We start from the raw sequence: 16,047 nt of genomic DNA, 5'->3' as shown, positions 1-16,047 counted from the left end.
GCCTCGGCGCCGCGGGGCTTTTGACATGGGGCGACTGCGGGCTCGATCGGGCTGAGCGCGCCCACGCGGCGGAGCCGCATGATGTCACAGCCCCGCGCCCCTGAAGGGGCGCTCCTCGCTCCTCTGCCCGGGGTTTTACAGCCAGCCCTTTTCCCTTGCTATCCGCACCGCCTCCGCGCGATTGCGGACCGCCAGCTTCTGGATCGCTGTCGAGAGGTAGTTGCGGACCGTGCCCTGGGAGAGGTGGAGGGCAGTGGCCAGTTCGGCGTTGGTGGAGCCGTCGGCTGCGGCGCGCAGGATTTCACGTTCCCGGTCGGTCAGGGGGTTGGCGCCCTCGGCGAGGGCGGCTGCCGCGAGGGTGGGGTCGATGACCCGTTCGCCGGCGAGCACCTTCCGTACCGCTTCGGCGAGTTGGGCGGCGGGGGCGTCCTTGACGAGGAAGGCGTCGGCGCCGGACTCCATGGCGCTGCGCAGATATCCGGGGCGGCCGAAGGTCGTGAGGATGACCAGTTTGATGCCGGGGAGTTCCTTGTGGACCTCGGCCGCCGCCTCGATGCCCGTCCTGCCCGGCATCTCGATGTCGAGAAGCGCCACGTCCACGTCATGGGCACGGGCCGCGGCCAGCACCTCGTCGCCGCGCGCCACCTGGGCGACCACCTCGATGTCCGGTTCGAGGCCCAGCAACGCGGCCAGCGCCTCGCGGACCATCGACTGGTCCTCGGCGAGCAGGACCTTGATCGTGCGGCTCATGCACCGGATCCTACGGGGTGCCCGGCGGCCTCGAACGGGGCCTGCGTCGGCACCCGTGCGACCAGCCGGAAGCCGCGCCGCACCCGGCCCGCCTCCAGGGTTCCGCCCGCCTTCTCCAAGCGCTCGGTCAGGCCCGTCAGACCGTTGCCGTGGCCCTTGACGGCGCCGCCCGAACCGTCGTCCTCCACGCTCAGTTCGAGCACCAAGCCCTCCAGCGTCTGGCGGCGGACGAGCTCCACCGTGCAGCGCCGCGCCCCGCTGTGCCGTACGACATTCGTGACCGCTTCCCGAAGCGCCCAGGCGAGCGCGGACTCGCTCTCCTCGGCGACGTCGGTGAGGTCCGGCTCGGCGGGCAGGTCCGCGGTGACCCCCGCCGCCGTCAACGCGACCTGGGCGCCCGCGAGTTCACCGGACAGCCGGGGCCGCCGGTAGCCGGTGACCGCTTCGCGCACGTCGACGAGGGCCTGGCGGCTGACCTGTTCGATGTCGGCGACCTGCTGGGCCGCCTTCTCGGGGTGGTCGGGGAGCATCCGCCCGGCCAGCTCGCTCTTGAGAGTGATCAGGGAGAGCGAGTGGCCCAGCAGGTCGTGCAGGTCTCGGGCGAGGCGCAGGCGCTCCTCGTTCGCGGCCAGTTGGGCGACCGTCGCACGGGCCTCGCGCAGCGCGATCGTCGTACGGATCAGTTCACGTACGCCGGTCATGGCGAACCCGCCGAGGAACGCCGGGATGAGCAGCCCCGCCAGATACGCCTTGCCGCCCGGCACGGTCAGGGCGATCGCCGTCAGCAGGGCGGCCACGGCCGGGACGGCCCAGCGCGCCATCCGCAGCGGGAGCACCGCGCCGGACGCGGTCGAGACGTACACGAACAGGACGAGCCACTCCCGCCCCAGGGTGAAGGAGAGAAGGGCGGCCTCGGCCGCGAGGACCGCGAGTGAGGCGAACACGAAGGGGGTCGTGTCGCCCCGGCCGGTGCGGAAGACCAGCGCCCCGTACCACCCGACGAAGGCCACCAGGCCGAACCAGCCGAGCACGACGACACCGGTGCTGTGCCCGCCGTGCACCAGGTCACTGACGGGCGCGCTCAGATAGACGAGCCAGATGCCGGTCCAGACGGCCTTGACCGTCCTCTGCTTACGGTTCTGCGGGCGCTGCCCGATGCCGACACCGCTCACGCCTTCAGCGCGTCCTTCCGGTACAGCCATGCCGCGCCGCCCGCGAAGAGGAGGAAGGAGACGACGAGGATGGCGAGGTCCTTCGCGTGCGGGGCGTCGCCCAGTTCGATGGACCGCCCGAGGGCAGCGTACGCGTGCGTGGGCAGCCAGGAAGCGATCCTCTGCAACCAGCCGGGGAAGGTGGTCGTGGGCATCCACAGGCCACCGAGCACCGAGAGCCCGAGGTACAGGATCATCGTGATCGGACGGACCGCGTCGCCGCTCGCCAGATAGCCGATGGCCACGCCGAGCGCGGCGAAGACGAGGCTGCCCACCCAGATCGCGCCGGTGAGCGCGAGCCACTGCCAGGCGTCCAGCCGTACGTGCTTGACGGCGGCGGCGACCGCGAAGACGACCACGATGGACGGCAGGCTGATCACGGCGGCGCTGGCGGTCTTCGCGAGCACATAGCCGCGGCCCGGCAGGGTGGTCAACCGCAACTGCCGTACCCAGCCGCTCTCGCGCTCCTTCGCGATGCGCTCGCTGTTGCCCATCAGTGCGGCTGTCAGGGCGCCGAAGGAGGCCATGGAGACCATGAAGAAGGTCGGCAGGGTGAGCCCGGTGCCGCCCACCTTGGTGGTGCTGTCGGCACCGCCCGCGATCAGCAGGAACAGGGCCGAGGGGTAGACGACCGAGAAGAACAGGAACTTCTTGTTGCGCAGGGCTCGGGTGATCTCGAGCTTGATGAGGCTGTTCACTGCGACTTCGCCTCCTCGGCGGCCGTGATGGCGACGAAGGCCTGCTCGAGCCCGAGCCCGGCGACTTCGAGATTGCGGGGGTAGAGGCCGAGCCCGTACAGCGCGTGTACGGTCGCGTCGGCGTCGGAGGACTGGATGCGGACGGTGTGCCCCGACACGTCTATCGAGGTCAGGAAGGGCAGGGCGCGCAGCGGGGCCTCGTCGATCGGGCCCTCCAGGTCGAAGGCGATCCGGCGGGCGCCGGCCTTCGCCTTGATCTCGGCGGCGGTGCCGTCGGCCAGGAGGCGTCCTCGGTGCAGCACCAGGACCCGGTCCGCGATGGCGTCGGCCTCCTCCAGGTAGTGCGTGGCGAACAGGACGGTGCGGCCCTGGTCGGCCTGCTCGCGCATGGTGGCCCAGAAGGCCTGGCGGGCGGAGACGTCCATGCCGGTGGTGGGTTCGTCGAGGACGATGAGGTCGTTGGCGCCCGCGGTGGCGAGCGCGAAACGGACGCGCTGCTCCTGGCCGCCGGAGAGCTTGTTGACCTTGCGGTCGGCGATCGGTGAGATACCCGCGCGGGCCAGCACGTCGGTGACCCGGAACGGCTTGGGGTGCAGGTCGCAGGCGAGCTTGACCAGCTCACCGACCGTCACCTCGTCCATCAGGCCGCCGCTCTGCAGCATGGCGCCCACCCGGCCGGCGACGATCGCCTCGCGGGGGCTGGTGCCGAACACCCGGACCGCGCCGCTGTCGGCGTGCTTGAGGCCGAGGAGCAGGTCCAGCGTGGTCGACTTCCCCGCGCCGTTGGGACCCAGCAGGGCGACCGTCTCGCCCGGGTGCAGGTCGAGCGTCAGCCCGTCCACGGCCCGAACGCTGCCATAGCTCTTGGTCACCGATTCGAACCCGACCACCGGGGTGGTGGGCGGTGCCGCTGTCGTTGTCATGGCATCCATGCTGGCGGCGGGGGCCCTGGGCCCGGCAGTGTCGGCGGTCCTGAGTGCCGGATGACAGATGTCATGCGGATCGGGTGACAGACACGACAAAGGGGGCGCCCGGTGGACGCCCCCCTCCGTGGTCGGACTAGCTCGGGTTCGTGTCGATGACCGCGACCCGGTTGGTCTTGCTCATCAGCGCCTGGCGCAGGGCGAGGTAGACGTCCTGGGGTGTCACGGGCGTCTTCTTGCCGTTGGCCCGGGTGATGAGCACTTTGTCGAACGCCTGACCGTAGAGCACCTTCAGAGCGGCCAGGTCGGGCTTGTCGACCAGTTTTCCGTCAACAGCCGTCACCCTGAGGAACTTCCACAGCGACTTCTGCGGACTCATCAGGATCGAGTGCGCCGCGTCCGTCCGCACGATCACGGCGGCCGACATCGCGGGCTCGGCAAAGCTCTTCATCATCCGGTCGACCTCGGTGTTCGAGACCGTCGACTGACGGGTCGTGGTGGCGACCTTCACCGGGGTGGTGGTGCCCGTCTCGACCTGGGCGCGGTACGCCGCCTCGACGGCCTGCATCGAGGCACCGACGTCGATGCCCTTGCCCGCCTTGCCGTACACGGCGACGGCCTTGCCGGCCTCGAACTTGATGGTGCCGTCGCCGGCCGAACCGGAGCCGCCCGCGGCGTCCTGCAGCGCGGCCTGCAGCTTCTCCTCGTCGACGGGCATCTTCGGGTCGACGACGCGCTGCTGGCCGAACAGCGAGCCGATCACGGAGATCGGGTTGTAGTCGCTGCCCGCGGCGGAGCGGACCGTGTCCTGGGTGTCGAGCTGGAGCCCGGCCTGGTCCGGCTTGAGCGAGACCGTGGTGCCGTCCACCGACAGCTTGAGCGCCTGGTGCGAATGGGCGCCGAAGGCGTCGTCGAGCTTCTTGACGGCCTCGTCGCGGGTGCCGCCGCCGATGTCGACGCCGAGCACCGTCGTGCCCTTGGGCACGTCGGAGCGGTTCATGAGCAGTCCCGCGCCGTAGACGCCACCGCCGATGAAGACCACGCCGACGACCAGGAGCGTCAGCTTGCTGCGGCCCTTCTTCTTGGCCGGCTTCTTCGAGGAGGCCGCGGGCTTCGGGGCCGGCTCCGGCGCCTTCGGCGGGGTGTGCGGAAGCGGTCCGTCGCTGCGCGCGCCCGGCCCGAACGGGGAGTTCTGGGCGCCCGGCACGACGGGGATGCCACTGGTCAGGGTGTGCCCGGAGACGTTGTCCCCAGGGCCGCCGTAGCCCTGGCCGCCCGGTTCGGGCGCGGGCTTCTGCGGAGTGAGGATCGCGGTGTCGTCGCTGAGGCCGCCACCGGGGTATCCCGATCCCGGGCCACCGGGCCTCGCGGCCAGACTGCCCGGAGCCGCGCCCGGACCGGTCGGCGGCACCAGCGGGCCGTCCCCGGTGACCGGACCGCCGGTCGGGCCCGAGGGGCCGCCCAGGCCGTTCCCCGAGAAGTTCTCCGCGAAGTAAGGGAGGTCGTCGCGGCGCGGTTCGCCGCCCGGTCCGCCAGGTCGACCCGGTCCGCCGGGCCCGCCCGGGCCCTCGCTTCCTATGGCCGGGAAGGCGGCCGTGTTCCCCAGCGCCGCGGAGACGTCGAACGAGCCGGTGCCGCCGCCGTGGCCGGGCGCCACGGGTCCGGCGCCGGTGGCACCGGGCAGCCCGGCACCGTTCGTACCGCCGCTCCCGGGGCGGGGCGCGTTCGCCCCGCCGGGCCGGGCACCGCCCGCGGCACCCAGCGGACCCGTGCCGTTCGCGCCGCCGGAAACCCCGGGGCCCTTGCCGCCCGGAGCACCCTGAGCGCCCGGACGCGTACCGCCGGCACCGGTGCCGCCCAGCGTGCCCGCGCCCTGCGGCGCCGCGGGCCCCGTGGGTCCCGAACCGCCCGGCAGGCCCGCTCCATTGGTGGACCCGCCGCCCGGCGCACCGGACTTGCGGGGTGCGAACCAGTCGCTGGCCTTCTCTCTGGCCGGAGCACCGCCCGCGGCGGCGGCTTCGGTCGACGTCTCGGTGGCCGTGGCCGCGGCCACGGGCGCACTCACGGCACGCTGCACATCCGCGGGGGCTCCCGCGGCTCCCGCTGCTCCCGCGGCACCGGCGGACTCGGCGGACGACTCCGCGTCCCCGACCGGTGTGCGCACGACGACCGGCGGGATGGGCCGCGATCCGGGGATGTTGATCCGGATCCGTGTCGTCAGCGTGGTCTCGGTCTTGCGCTCCTCCGGCGGGGCGCCGGTGGCCGAACGGCCCGCGTCGGCACCGTTTTCGGAAGCCGTGGGGGTCCCGTAGGGGGGCGTCCCCGACGGGTACGCGGCTCCACCGCGCCCGTTGGGCCCGGAGGACGAACTGTCAGTTTCACGACTCAAGGCAGGTTCTCCCGGTTGGCTCCGCCGCCCGTTTACCAGACCTCATCTCGGGCAGCTCGGCGGCGCGCACCACCATACTGGCCGTATTCGGCGCGCAAACCTCGCCCGCCCAGGAAACTTGCACGGGACCCGCACCTGTCCGATACGGCGAAGTGGTACGTCACTTCCCAAGTCGGACGAAGGAGTCGTCCGGTTGCCGCCCCAGACCAAGCGTGGCGCACATCACAGCCACCGCCATCCCGCCGAGCAGGAAGAGGTAGGAGCCAAGGCCCGCACCGAAGAGGAAGTCCCCTTCCGGACGGGTGGAGGTGAGCAGTACGACGGCGACCATCCAGCCCGCTCCGGGCGCCACGGCCCCGGCCCGGGAGCCGGTCGCCCGCGCTCCGCCCAGGAAGAGGCCGGCCGCGCCCGCGAGGGCGAGCAGCAACCCGCCCGGGAACCAGGCGGCTTGCACCAGCGTCCCGGCGGCCCCGACCACCGCGCCGAGCAGGAACAGGCCCAGGTAGGCCGCGATCCGCCCGGCCGAGGGCCGCGGCAGTGGCTGGGCGAGCACGCTCCCCCGCTGTCCCGAGATGCTCATCGCGCGTCCGCCTTTCCCTGCTCGGTTCCCGTGGATCCCTGTTCGACGCCTGCGAAGAGGTCGGTCTCACGACCGGGTCCCGCGCGCTGCCCGCGCACCAACTCGTAGTACTCGGTGGTGAACAGTGGTTGTGCGAGAGTGTTCGAGAGCGCGAACCAGGGTTCGACCACCTCGATCTGAGTTGCGTGCGCCCGCATCGCGGCGGCCTTCGCGGCGGCATACGCGTTCCCGTCGATCTCGGTTGTGACCACCGTGTCGTCGACCACGCCGGGTACGTCGTCCACGGCCGCGGACTCCTCGAACGGCAGCCCGGGCAGGGCCTCGCGCAGCCGCCGGAAGCCCTCCTCGGCGACCGTGCGCGGGACGCGGTTCCAGTAGACCTTGGCGATCCCCCAGGGCGCGCCGAGGTCCGGGCGGAGGCCGGGGTCGGCGGCCAGCTCGGCGGCGCGCACGGCGACGCGGTGGGCCTGGATGTGGTCCGGGTGTCCGTAGCCCCCGTCGGGGTCGTAGGTGACGAGCACCTGGGGGCGTACCTCGCGGATCACCTCGACCAGGTATTCGGCGGCCTCGTCGATGTCGGCGGACCAGAAGGCGCCCGCGCGGTGGTTCTGCTCGACGCCCATCATCCCGGAGTCACCGAAGCGCCCGGGGCCGCCGAGAAAGCGGTGGTCGGTGACCCCGAGCTCCTTCATGGCGGCGGCCAGCTCACCGATCCGGTGCGGGCCGAGTCCGCCCTCGCGGTCGGGCGCGAGGTGCGCGAGCCCGGGCGGGATGACCTCGCCCTCCTCGCCGAGGGTGCAGGTCACCAGCGTCACATGGGCGCCCTCGGCCGCGTACCTGGCCATGGTCGCGCCATTGTTGATCGACTCGTCGTCCGGGTGCGCGTGCACCAGGAGCAGACGCCGGTCGGGCAGTTCCGTCATGGAACCCACCCTACGAGGCACCCGGCCCCCTTCCGCCACCTCCTGGCCGTCTGCCCCCCTCGTCACAGCAGCCATGCCGGCTCCGTAACGACTTCCGCACGTCCGTACGCTCCACACCAAAGTCCTGACAAGCGGCCGCCATGATCACCGGTGTGCGCCACCCGAAGAGCAAGCTCAAGTGGGCTCTCCGGGCCGCGTCGGCGTCAGCCGCGGCGGTAGCCCTCACCGGGGGAATCACCACCAGCGCCAGCACCGCCGAGAACACCCTCGTACAGAACGACGCTTGGACCTATTTGTCTCGACTCCGGCGATACCGGCAAAGTGTACATTTCATACCGCAACAGGAACGATCAGGGTCAGCTGTGGGATCGGCGAGGAAGCAATATCGTCCGGGCCCATACGAATCAGTGCCCGGACAGCAATAGCGCCGGCCAGGTCTACTGGATGGAATGCAACGGCGGCCGCTACCACCAGATGTGGGATTTCCGCTCCGACGAGTCGGTGGTGAACGTGGCGACCGTCAAGTGGCTCAACGCTCACCACGACTGCAACACGTCGCCGTCGTCGTGCCTCGTGCTGGAGACCACTGATACCCCGTACGGGTGGGAGCACGGCACGACGCATTGGTGGTTCGGATTCCCGAGCAACAGCCGATCGCTCACGCTCTGTGGTGACGGCTCTGGCCCCTGCCCGGTCTTCGGACGCTGTTGGCGCATCCACTGCGGCCGGGTAGGTGGCCGCGGGAATGTGACACTCGCCGCCCAAGTGTCACATTCCCGCGGCCACACACCATGACCCCCAGGGCACCGGCCGGACCGCCCACCACGCCGACCGGGATTCACCAACAGCGTCCCGGTCGTCGGATGGGGCCAGGTCCCTGACGGATGAGCAGATCCAGTCATGGTCCGAGGGGTGGCCGGGCGCCTGGAGCGCACCGGAGATCCGGTCTTGTTGCGCCCGGTGATCTCCGGATAGCGACTGCGAAGCTTCTTCTCGGTCAGCGTGGTACGGCCCTGGAACAGGTCATTGACTTTCTTCTCCGTCACGAGCTTGAGTACCTCGGAAATCTTCGATCACGATTCCCGAGCCGCACGGGGGCCAGTCAAGCCGGCGGGCAAGCCCTGGACAAAGGTGGACGATTCCGGCCTGTACGTTTCCGGATCCCACTCCTCCGGCCAGCCGGCGACCTCGCCTGTCCAGGACTCGCCCGACCGATCGGCAGTCGCGGCACAGTCTCCAGGGGCTGATGAGCCGACGGTTCAGAAACCCAGATACGTGATCTGAACGACGTAGACGCGCTCGCTCCGCACGACGACCTGATACGTGAACACGTGAACACGTGAACATCCCGCCGGGCACGATGATGTCGCCCCCCTTCGGGTCGCCCCCGTCGTGGGACCGGCCGTGAACGTGGAAAGCTTCAGCCGCCCTGACCAGCTCGTCCGCCTTCGCTTCCACCTTGGCGAGGAAGTCGGCCGGAGCGGTACGAGCGACTTCCTCCGCCCCGAAGGCGTACTCCCACTTCCAGCTCACGCGCGGACTGCCTTCATGGCCTCGTCCAGGACGGAACTCAGTTCTCGCAGGGCTTCCTGAGCGGTGGCCGGGTCCTCGTGTTCCAGCTGAACCTTCGCGTGGGAGCAACGGGCGGACAGATCGGGGCGGCGGGCGATTTCGATGTCCCTGGCCCAGGTCAGGACCCAGCTCTGCACGGCGGTGGAGCCCGGAACCTTTCCTGTCGCAAAGCCGGTGCTCTGAACGTCTGACTACCTGAACAAGCGTGTGTCAGGTGGCCGCGGGAACGGCGGCCCGACAGTCGCGGCAGCGGCCGGGCTCAGGTGCCCGGAAGGCACGGTCACAGCCGTCGCAGGTCTGGAGCGGGTGCTGGACGGCCGATGGCGGGGCGGGGACTCGGAACGGAGGCGGCGGTGGCAGCTGCGCGGCAAGGCGGTGGGCCAGGAGGGCGGCCGGGCGCCGTGGTCCTTCGGGCGGCAGGTCGGTGGTGAGTGCGTGGCGTACGGCGGTGGGGCTGACGTCGCGCTCCAGCCAGGCGGCCACGCCAGGGGCGAGGTGGGCGCTGTCGCGGGCGGAGAGGAGCAGGCAGGGGTCGTCGCGGCGCAGGTCCGCGAGGAGATCGGCAGCGGCCTGGAGGAGGGCGGGGGCGGGGCAGGCGGGGTGCGGTACCGCAGGGAGCGGCTTACGGGGTGCACGCGTCCTGGGATGCCCCGGGGTGGGGTGCGCGGGCCGTGTGGGTTCGGGGGCGGCCTCGTGGCCCGTACGGCGTCCGGGCTGGTTGCAGGAGACCGTGCGGGTGACGATACGGCCGCCGGGGACGCGTTCGCGGGCGCGGCGCAGGTAGCCGTGGTCTTCGAGCTCGCGCAGCGCGGCGGCAATGCGGGTCGCGCCCTCGGGGAAGCGGGCGGTGAGGGTCTTGATGTCGACCCGGGCGCCCTTCGGCAGCGACTGGACGTGCACGGCCAGCCCGATCGCGAGGAGCGAGAGCTCCGGGTGCTGGGCGAGGTGGTTGCCGATCACCGTGAAGCGGGTGGTGTGGCGGGTGTTGTCGTGGACGAGGCCGCCGCCGGAGCGGGGGTGCCGCTTGGGGTGTTTGTCGCCCGCAATACGGGACTGGGCGTGCGGGGGCGCGCTAGGGTTCTGCGTATCCATCGGGAAGTCCTTCTCTTCCTCGGTGGTCAGGCCCTCGCATTGGGATTGCCGTCCCGGCGGGGGCCGTCGCATGTCTGCGGTTGTGTTGCGCTGAGCGTAGGGCAGGCAACCGGTCCCGAATCCAGCCGAGTTGGTGATGTTCACCCGAGCGGGTGAGTTTGCGCGGCGGGCGGGAGGGGTGGGGTTTGGTCGGGTTCTTTCACCCTTGTGTTTCTTGAAAAAGACCGCCCGTCGCACCGGAGCACGGGCGGACGGGTTCCGGTGCGAGGTCCAGCTCGGCCCATACCGTTTTGCGCGGGGGCGGCCCCGGGACCCGGCCCCAGCGGTCGGCGAAGGCGTCGACCAGGACGAGACCGCGGCCGGACTCGGCGTCAGGGGTGAGGGGCTGGGGCCGGAGCAGGCGGTCACCGCGGGTGTCGGTGACCTCGATCCGGAGAGTGCCTGCGACGACGGAGAGCATGAGCCGGAAGTCGCGGCCCGGGACACGCCCGTGCGTCGCCGCGTTGGCCGCCAGTTCGGCGACGATGTGCGTTGCCGGTCCCAAGGGGAGTCCCCGCGTGCGGAGTTGCTCAGTGGCGAGAAGACTGCCGAGGCGGGCGCCGCGTGGCGTGGGCGACAGGAGCACGCTGAAGTTGCGGAGGGGAGTGCCGGGTTGGGCCTCGGGGGTGACGGTTTCTTGATTCACGTCACTCAGCGTGGCGGCGTGCACCTACCGTGAACCTGGAGGGGTAGGCGGGATCGAGGTGCTGAAGTTCGCGGAGGGTTCGGCAGTCGGGCGTTCTCCTGCCCTGACCAACGGCAGTCCGGTCGCCGAGCCCAGGCAACTCCGCATCCTAGAACTGCGGTATGGCATCATCCGGGCTCAGGCTCTCACCCCACGGGAGTCGATGGCCTTCGTCGAGCAACTGCTGGGGGAAACATGACGCGCAACATCCCGGCCAGGGATTTCCCCGAACTGGACTGGTTCAAGAGCAGCTACAGCAGCAGTGAAGGCGATTCCTGCGTCGAGATCGCCACCACCCCCGACACCGTGCACGTCCGCGACTCGAAGAACACCGCCGGCCCCCAGCTCGCGCTTACGCCGAGGGCGTGGGCCGACTTCGTACCGTACGCGTCAAAGGGCTGACAACCTCGCGCCCAGGACGGGCTGGTACCCGTACAGGTGCCCGGAGCCGGGCACCCGACCCGGCACCCGTCAGAACTTGAAGCTGCCGATCATGTCCGCCACGTTCGTAGTGAGGCTGCTGATGGTGGGGGCCATCGTCGAGGAGGCCAGGTAGAAGCCGAACAGGACGCAGACGACCGCGTGCCCGGCCTTCAACCCGGACTTCCTGACCAGGATGACAACGATGATCGCCAGCAGCACCACCGCCGAAATCGAGAGTGCCACGGCGGCTCACCTCCAAAGATCCCAGGGACACGGGGCGTCGGACATGGGGGTCGGTAAATCCATACAGCGGCCAGCGGGTTCATACCCACGCACCGCCAGTGATCATAACTATCCATACGCGCGCATCGATCGGCGCACGGCCGCACAAGGGGGCGCATGGCCAATATGGTCGGGGCATGACGACCGAGCCTCTTTCCTTCCCGCGCCGGTACGCCCGGACGCAGCGTTTCACCCTCGGAGCGCCCCGCGCGTTCACCGTGTCCCCGGACGGTTCCCGGGTCGTGTTCCTGAGGTCCTCCTCCGGGACGGACCGGGCGAATCAGCTGTGGGTCCTCGATGTCGCGGGGGGACAGGAGCGCGTCGCGGCCGACCCGGGGGCGCTGCTCGGCGGCGCCACGGAGCACCTCTCGACGGCGGAGCGGGCGCGCCGCGAACGCAGCCGTGAGGGCAGCGCCGGGGTCGTCGGCTACGCCACCGACACGGCGGTCGAGTTGGCCTCTTTTGCCTTGTCAGGGCGGCTTTTCACGACGGAGCTACGGGCCGGCACGGCACGCGAACTACGCGTCCCGGGGCCGGTGATCGACCCGCGCCCCTCCCCCGACGGACGGCTCGTCGCGTACGTCTCCGGGGGCGCCCTGCGGGTCGTCGGCGCCGAGGGGGAGGACGACCGGGCGCTCGCGGAGCCGGAGCCCGCGGCGGAATCGGGGACGGTTTCCTATGGATTGGCCGAGTTCATCGCGGCCGAGGAAATGGGGCGTACGCGGGGCTTCTGGTGGTCTCCGGAGGGGGACCGGCTGCTCGTCGCGCGGGTCGACGACGCACCCGTTCGGCGCTGGTGGATTTCCGATCCCGCACAACCGGAACGTGCCCCTCAGCAGGTCGCATACCCGGCGGCCGGAACGGACAATGCGGACGTAAGACTCTTCGTGATCGCCCTCGACGGGGTGCGCACGGAGGTCGTCTGGAACCGGGCGCGCTACCCGTATCTGGCACATGTGCACTGGTCAGCGGCGGGTGCGCCGCTGATTCTGGTACAGGCGCGGGACCAGCGCAGCCAGCTGTTCCTGGCCGTCGACCCGGACACCGGGGTGACCCGGATGGTGCACGCCGATGAAGATCGACAATGGCTGGATCTTTTCCCTGGCGTACCGTGCTGGAGCCCCTCCGGACAGCTCGTACGGATCGCCGACGAGGGCGGGGCGCGGGTGCTGGCCTTCGGTGAGCGCCCGCTGACGGGACCGCAGTTGCATGTGCGCGCGGTGCTGGATGTCTCGGACGACGACGTGCTGATCTCGGCGGCGGCGGGCGAGGCGGCGGCCGCCCCGGAAACCGGCGAGGTGCATGTCTACCGCGTCAACGAGCTCGGTGTCGAGCGTCTCTCCCAGGAACCCGGCGTGCACTCGGCGGTGCGCGGCGGGGGCGTGACCGTACTGATCTCCTCGGTGCCGGACCAGCCGGGCGCCCAGGTGCAGGTGCTGCGGGACTTCAAGCGAGTAGCGACCGTCCCCTCGTACGCGGAACATCCCGGTCTGTCCCCGCGCGTGACGCTCACCGAGGGGGGCGCACAGAAAATCCCATGCGCCCTGCTTATGCCTACTGACTACGACGGTGACACTCCCCTCCCCGTCCTCATGGACCCCTATGGCGGTCCGCACGGCCCCCGGGTGCTGGCGGCGCACAACGCGCACCTCACCTCGCAGTGGTTCGCCGACCAGGGCTTCGCGGTGATCGTCGCCGACGGCCGCGGCACCCCGGGCCGCTCCCCCGCCTGGGAGAAGGCGATCCGCGACGACTTCACGCTCACCCTCGACGACCAGATCGAGGCGCTGCACGGTCTCGCGGAGCGATTCCCGCTGGACCTGTCCCGGGTGGCGATCCGGGGCTGGTCGTTCGGCGGCTGGCTCGCGGCGCTGGCCGTGCTGCGCCGCCCCGACGTCTTCCACGCGGGCATCGCGGGCGCCCCGGTCACGGACTGGCGGCTGTACGACACCCACTACACGGAGCGGTACCTCGGTGACCCGACGGCGGCGCCGGAGACGTACGCGAAGAGCTCGCTGATCACCGACGAGGGGCTGTCCGCAGCCGCCGAGCCGCACCGGCCGCTGATGATCGTGCACGGCCTCGCGGACGACAACGTGGTGGTCGCCCACGCGCTGCGGCTGTCCTCGGCACTGCTGTCCGCGGGCCGGCCGCACGAGGTACTGCCCCTTTCGGGCGTCACGCACATGACCCCGCAGGAACAGGTCGCGGAGAACCTGCTGCTGCTCCAGGTGGATTTCCTGAAGCGCGCCCTCAAACTGAGCGCGGCGCCGGCTTAGGCGCAAAGAGAGTGGGCCGGGGCGACATGGCGCGCCCCGGCCCATCTACGGCACCCGCACGGCCGTACGCTGATTACCTTGACGCGTCCGTATATCGGTGCCGCTTCCGCAAAGTTGCCTGCATGTTAACGAAGTTCGTCAGTATTTGCGGGGTTATGTCGCTCACTCGGGCGGTTCCTCCGGCGGTACGACCTGCTTCTCCTCGGCGAAGTGACACGCCGAGTCGTGTGCGGCCGGACCCTCGCTGAGGCGGAATTCCGCGGGCACCGCGAGCAGCGGCACCTCCAGCGTGCAGCGCTCCTGCGCCTTCCAGCAACGGGTGCGGAAGCGGCAGCCGGAGGGGATGTTCGCCGGGGAGGGAACGTCTCCGACGAGGATGATCCGCTCCCGGCGCTCGCGGGCCTCCGGGTCGGGGACGGGCACGGCGGAGAGCAGTGCCTGGGTGTACGGGTGCGTCGGGTGGTCGTAGATCTCGGCGTCCTTGCCGGTCTCCACGATCCGCCCGAGGTACATCACGCCGACCCGGTCGGAGATGTGCCGCACGATGGAGAGGTCGTGCGCGATGAAGACATAACTGAGGTCGAACTCGTCCTGGAGCTTCTCCATCAGGTTGATCACCTGGGCCTGCACCGAGACGTCGAGCGCGGAGACCGGTTCGTCGGCGACGATGATCTCGGGGTGCAGCGCCAACCCCCGGGCGATGCCGATGCGTTGGCGCTGGCCTCCGGAGAACTGGTGCGGGTAGCGGTTGATGTACTCGGGGTTGAGTCCGACCACGTCCAGCAGATCCTGGACGCGCCTCCTGCGGTCGCCTTTGGGCGCGACCTCGGGGTGGATCTCGTACGGCTCCCCGATGATGTCGCCTACGGTCATACGGGGGTTGAGCGAGGTGTAGGGGTCCTGGAAGACCATCTGGATGTTGCGGCGTACGGCCTTGAGCGCCTTGCCGGTCAGCCGGGTGATGTCCTCGCCCTTGTACTTGATCGTTCCGGCGGTCGGCTTCTCCAGGTTGACCAGCATCTTCGCGACCGTGGACTTGCCGCAGCCGGACTCGCCGACGATGCCGAGGGTCTCGCCGCGGCCGAGGTGGAAGTCGACGCCGTCGACGGCCTTCACCGAGCCGACCTGCTTCTTGAAGAGGATCCCCCGCGTCAGCGGGTAGTGCTTGACCAGGCCGCTGACCTCCAGAATCGCCTCAGCCATCGAGGCACTCCCGCCAGAAGAAGCAGGCGCTGGTGCGGTCCCCTTCTTCATGGTCCACATGGTCCACATGGTCCACCTCGAACAGCGGCGGCACCTCGGTGCGGCAGATGTCCTGGGCCATCGGGCAGCGCGGGTTGAAGGCGCAGCCGGGCGGGATGTGCATGAGGTTGGGCGGCAGGCCCTTGATGGCGTAGAGCTCCTGACCCTTCTGGCCGAGGCGCGGGATCGACTCCAGCAGGCCCTTGGTATAGGGGTGCGCCGGGGCTTTGTAGAGGGCGCGGACCGGCGCGGACTCGACGATCCGGCCCGCGTACATCACGGCGATCCGGTCGGCGACGTCCGCGACCACGCCGAGGTCGTGGGTGATGAGGATGAGCCCCATGTCGAGCTCGCGCTGGAGTTCGGCGAGCAGGTCCATGACCTGGGCCTGGACGGTGACGTCGAGGGCGGTGGTCGGTTCGTCGGCGATGATCAGCGCGGGTTCCAGGGCCAGCGCCATGGCGATCATGATGCGCTGGCGCATACCGCCGGAGAACTGGTGCGGATAGTCGCGCACCCGGTCGGCGGCGGCCGGAATCCGTACCCGGTCCATCAGCTCGATGGCCTTGGCGCGGGCGTCCTTCCTGGACATCCCGCGGTGCACGGTGAACATCTCGCCGAGCTGGTCGCCGACGCTGAGCACGGGGTTGAGGGAGGACAGCGCGTCCTGGAAGATCATCGCCATCTCGGCGCCGCGGACCTTGCGCCGCTCGTCCTCCTTGAGGGTGAGCAGGTCCCTTCCCTGGAAGAGGATCTCGCCGCCGGTGATCTTCCCGGGAGGCATGTCGAGGATGCCCATCACGGCCTGCGCGGTGACCGACTTGCCGGAGCCGGACTCGCCGAGGACGGCGAGGGTCTCGCCGGCGTCCACGCCGTAGTTCACTCCGTTGACGGCCTTGGCCACCCCGTCCCTGGTGCGGAACTCCACGTGCAGATCGCGCACTTCGAGCAGCACGGCG

General features: G+C 70.4%; 15 protein-coding genes and 2 pseudogenes. 4 read left to right on the top strand and 13 right to left on the bottom strand.

The window, feature by feature from the left end; translation table 11 throughout:
* Window positions 1–135 precede the first annotated feature (135 nt).
* From OG747_RS28755 to mshB, 7 genes are all read right to left on the bottom strand, one after another.
* Window positions 136–750 carry a response regulator gene (locus tag OG747_RS28755; RefSeq protein ID WP_405882281.1) on the bottom strand — a complete coding sequence of 205 codons (615 nt, stop codon included), beginning with the start codon at window positions 748–750 and terminating at the stop codon, window positions 136–138.
* Window positions 747–1,922 (bottom strand): sensor histidine kinase, encoded by a 1,176-nt coding sequence (locus OG747_RS28750; RefSeq protein ID WP_405882280.1) that lies wholly within the window; start codon window positions 1,920–1,922, stop codon window positions 747–749. Before OG747_RS28750 ends, OG747_RS28755 begins: the two co-directional genes overlap by 4 nt.
* Window positions 1,919–2,659: an ABC transporter permease gene (locus OG747_RS28745; protein WP_405882279.1), complete on the bottom strand. Its 741-nt coding sequence runs from the start codon at window positions 2,657–2,659 to the stop codon at window positions 1,919–1,921. Before OG747_RS28745 ends, OG747_RS28750 begins: the two co-directional genes overlap by 4 nt.
* The gene (locus OG747_RS28740) at window positions 2,656–3,582 is read right to left on the bottom strand and encodes an ABC transporter ATP-binding protein (RefSeq protein ID WP_405882278.1); all 927 of its coding nucleotides are present in this window, start codon (window positions 3,580–3,582) and stop codon (window positions 2,656–2,658) included. The genes OG747_RS28745 and OG747_RS28740 overlap by 4 nt, the downstream gene beginning before the upstream one ends.
* Before the next feature lie 136 nt (window positions 3,583–3,718).
* Window positions 3,719–5,971 (bottom strand): hypothetical protein, encoded by a 2,253-nt coding sequence (locus tag OG747_RS28735; RefSeq protein ID WP_405882277.1) that lies wholly within the window; start codon window positions 5,969–5,971, stop codon window positions 3,719–3,721.
* 160 nt (window positions 5,972–6,131) lie between these two features.
* On the bottom strand, window positions 6,132–6,551 hold the full coding sequence (locus tag OG747_RS28730; protein WP_405882276.1) for a DUF6113 family protein: 420 nt from the start codon (window positions 6,549–6,551) through the stop codon (window positions 6,132–6,134).
* Window positions 6,548–7,474, bottom strand: a complete 927-nt coding sequence (gene mshB, locus OG747_RS28725; protein ID WP_405882275.1) for an N-acetyl-1-D-myo-inositol-2-amino-2-deoxy-alpha-D-glucopyranoside deacetylase — start codon at window positions 7,472–7,474, stop codon at window positions 6,548–6,550. Before mshB ends, OG747_RS28730 begins: the two co-directional genes overlap by 4 nt.
* Window positions 7,475–7,765: 291 nt before the next feature.
* Between mshB and OG747_RS28720 the strand changes: the two genes are divergently transcribed.
* Window positions 7,766–8,269 carry a hypothetical protein gene (locus tag OG747_RS28720; RefSeq protein ID WP_405885725.1) on the top strand — a complete coding sequence of 168 codons (504 nt, stop codon included), beginning with the start codon at window positions 7,766–7,768 and terminating at the stop codon, window positions 8,267–8,269.
* Between the two features lie 734 nt (window positions 8,270–9,003).
* Here the strand turns inward: OG747_RS28720 and OG747_RS28715 are convergent.
* The 3 genes and pseudogenes from OG747_RS28715 to OG747_RS28705 form a co-directional block, all read right to left on the bottom strand.
* Window positions 9,004–9,183, bottom strand: a pseudogene (locus tag OG747_RS28715) (hypothetical protein); the annotation flags it as partial.
* A 73-nt stretch (window positions 9,184–9,256) separates the two neighbouring features.
* Window positions 9,257–10,138: a helix-turn-helix domain-containing protein gene (locus tag OG747_RS28710; protein ID WP_405882274.1), complete on the bottom strand. Its 882-nt coding sequence runs from the start codon at window positions 10,136–10,138 to the stop codon at window positions 9,257–9,259.
* A gap of 199 nt (window positions 10,139–10,337) precedes the next feature.
* The gene (locus OG747_RS28705; RefSeq protein ID WP_405882273.1) at window positions 10,338–10,823 is read right to left on the bottom strand and encodes an ATP-binding protein; all 486 of its coding nucleotides are present in this window, start codon (window positions 10,821–10,823) and stop codon (window positions 10,338–10,340) included.
* A gap of 31 nt (window positions 10,824–10,854) precedes the next feature.
* Here OG747_RS28705 and OG747_RS28700 point away from each other — a divergent pair.
* Window positions 10,855–11,061: pseudogene (locus tag OG747_RS28700) on the top strand (transcriptional regulator); the annotation flags it as partial.
* Window positions 11,058–11,264, top strand: coding sequence for a DUF397 domain-containing protein (locus tag OG747_RS28695; protein WP_405882272.1), 207 nt, complete (start codon window positions 11,058–11,060; stop codon window positions 11,262–11,264). The pseudogene OG747_RS28700 and the gene OG747_RS28695, both read left to right, overlap by 4 nt.
* A 69-nt stretch (window positions 11,265–11,333) precedes the next feature.
* Here the strand turns inward: OG747_RS28695 and OG747_RS28690 are convergent, their stop codons facing one another.
* Window positions 11,334–11,528 carry a hypothetical protein gene (locus tag OG747_RS28690; RefSeq protein ID WP_405882271.1) on the bottom strand — a complete coding sequence of 65 codons (195 nt, stop codon included), beginning with the start codon at window positions 11,526–11,528 and terminating at the stop codon, window positions 11,334–11,336.
* Between the two features lie 176 nt (window positions 11,529–11,704).
* On the opposite strand from OG747_RS28690, the gene OG747_RS28685 reads away from it, so the two are divergent.
* Window positions 11,705–13,846 (top strand): prolyl oligopeptidase family serine peptidase, encoded by a 2,142-nt coding sequence (locus OG747_RS28685; RefSeq protein ID WP_405882270.1) that lies wholly within the window; start codon window positions 11,705–11,707, stop codon window positions 13,844–13,846.
* 162 nt (window positions 13,847–14,008) lie between these two features.
* Here OG747_RS28685 and OG747_RS28680 read toward each other — a convergent pair whose 3' ends face one another.
* A complete protein-coding gene (locus OG747_RS28680; RefSeq protein ID WP_405882269.1) occupies window positions 14,009–15,049 on the bottom strand; it encodes an ABC transporter ATP-binding protein in 1,041 nt (346 codons plus the stop codon).
* Window positions 15,042–16,043, bottom strand: a complete 1,002-nt coding sequence (locus tag OG747_RS28675) for an ABC transporter ATP-binding protein (protein WP_405882268.1) — start codon at window positions 16,041–16,043, stop codon at window positions 15,042–15,044. Before OG747_RS28675 ends, OG747_RS28680 begins: the two co-directional genes overlap by 8 nt.
* Between the last annotated feature and the right edge of the window lie 4 nt (window positions 16,044–16,047).

This window comes from Streptomyces sp. NBC_01384 (genome assembly GCF_045040035.1).
Classification (GTDB): domain Bacteria; phylum Actinomycetota; class Actinomycetes; order Streptomycetales; family Streptomycetaceae; genus Streptomyces.
The sequence above is the reverse complement of the archived record's forward strand: the minus strand, read 5'-3'. Positions and strand labels throughout refer to the sequence as shown.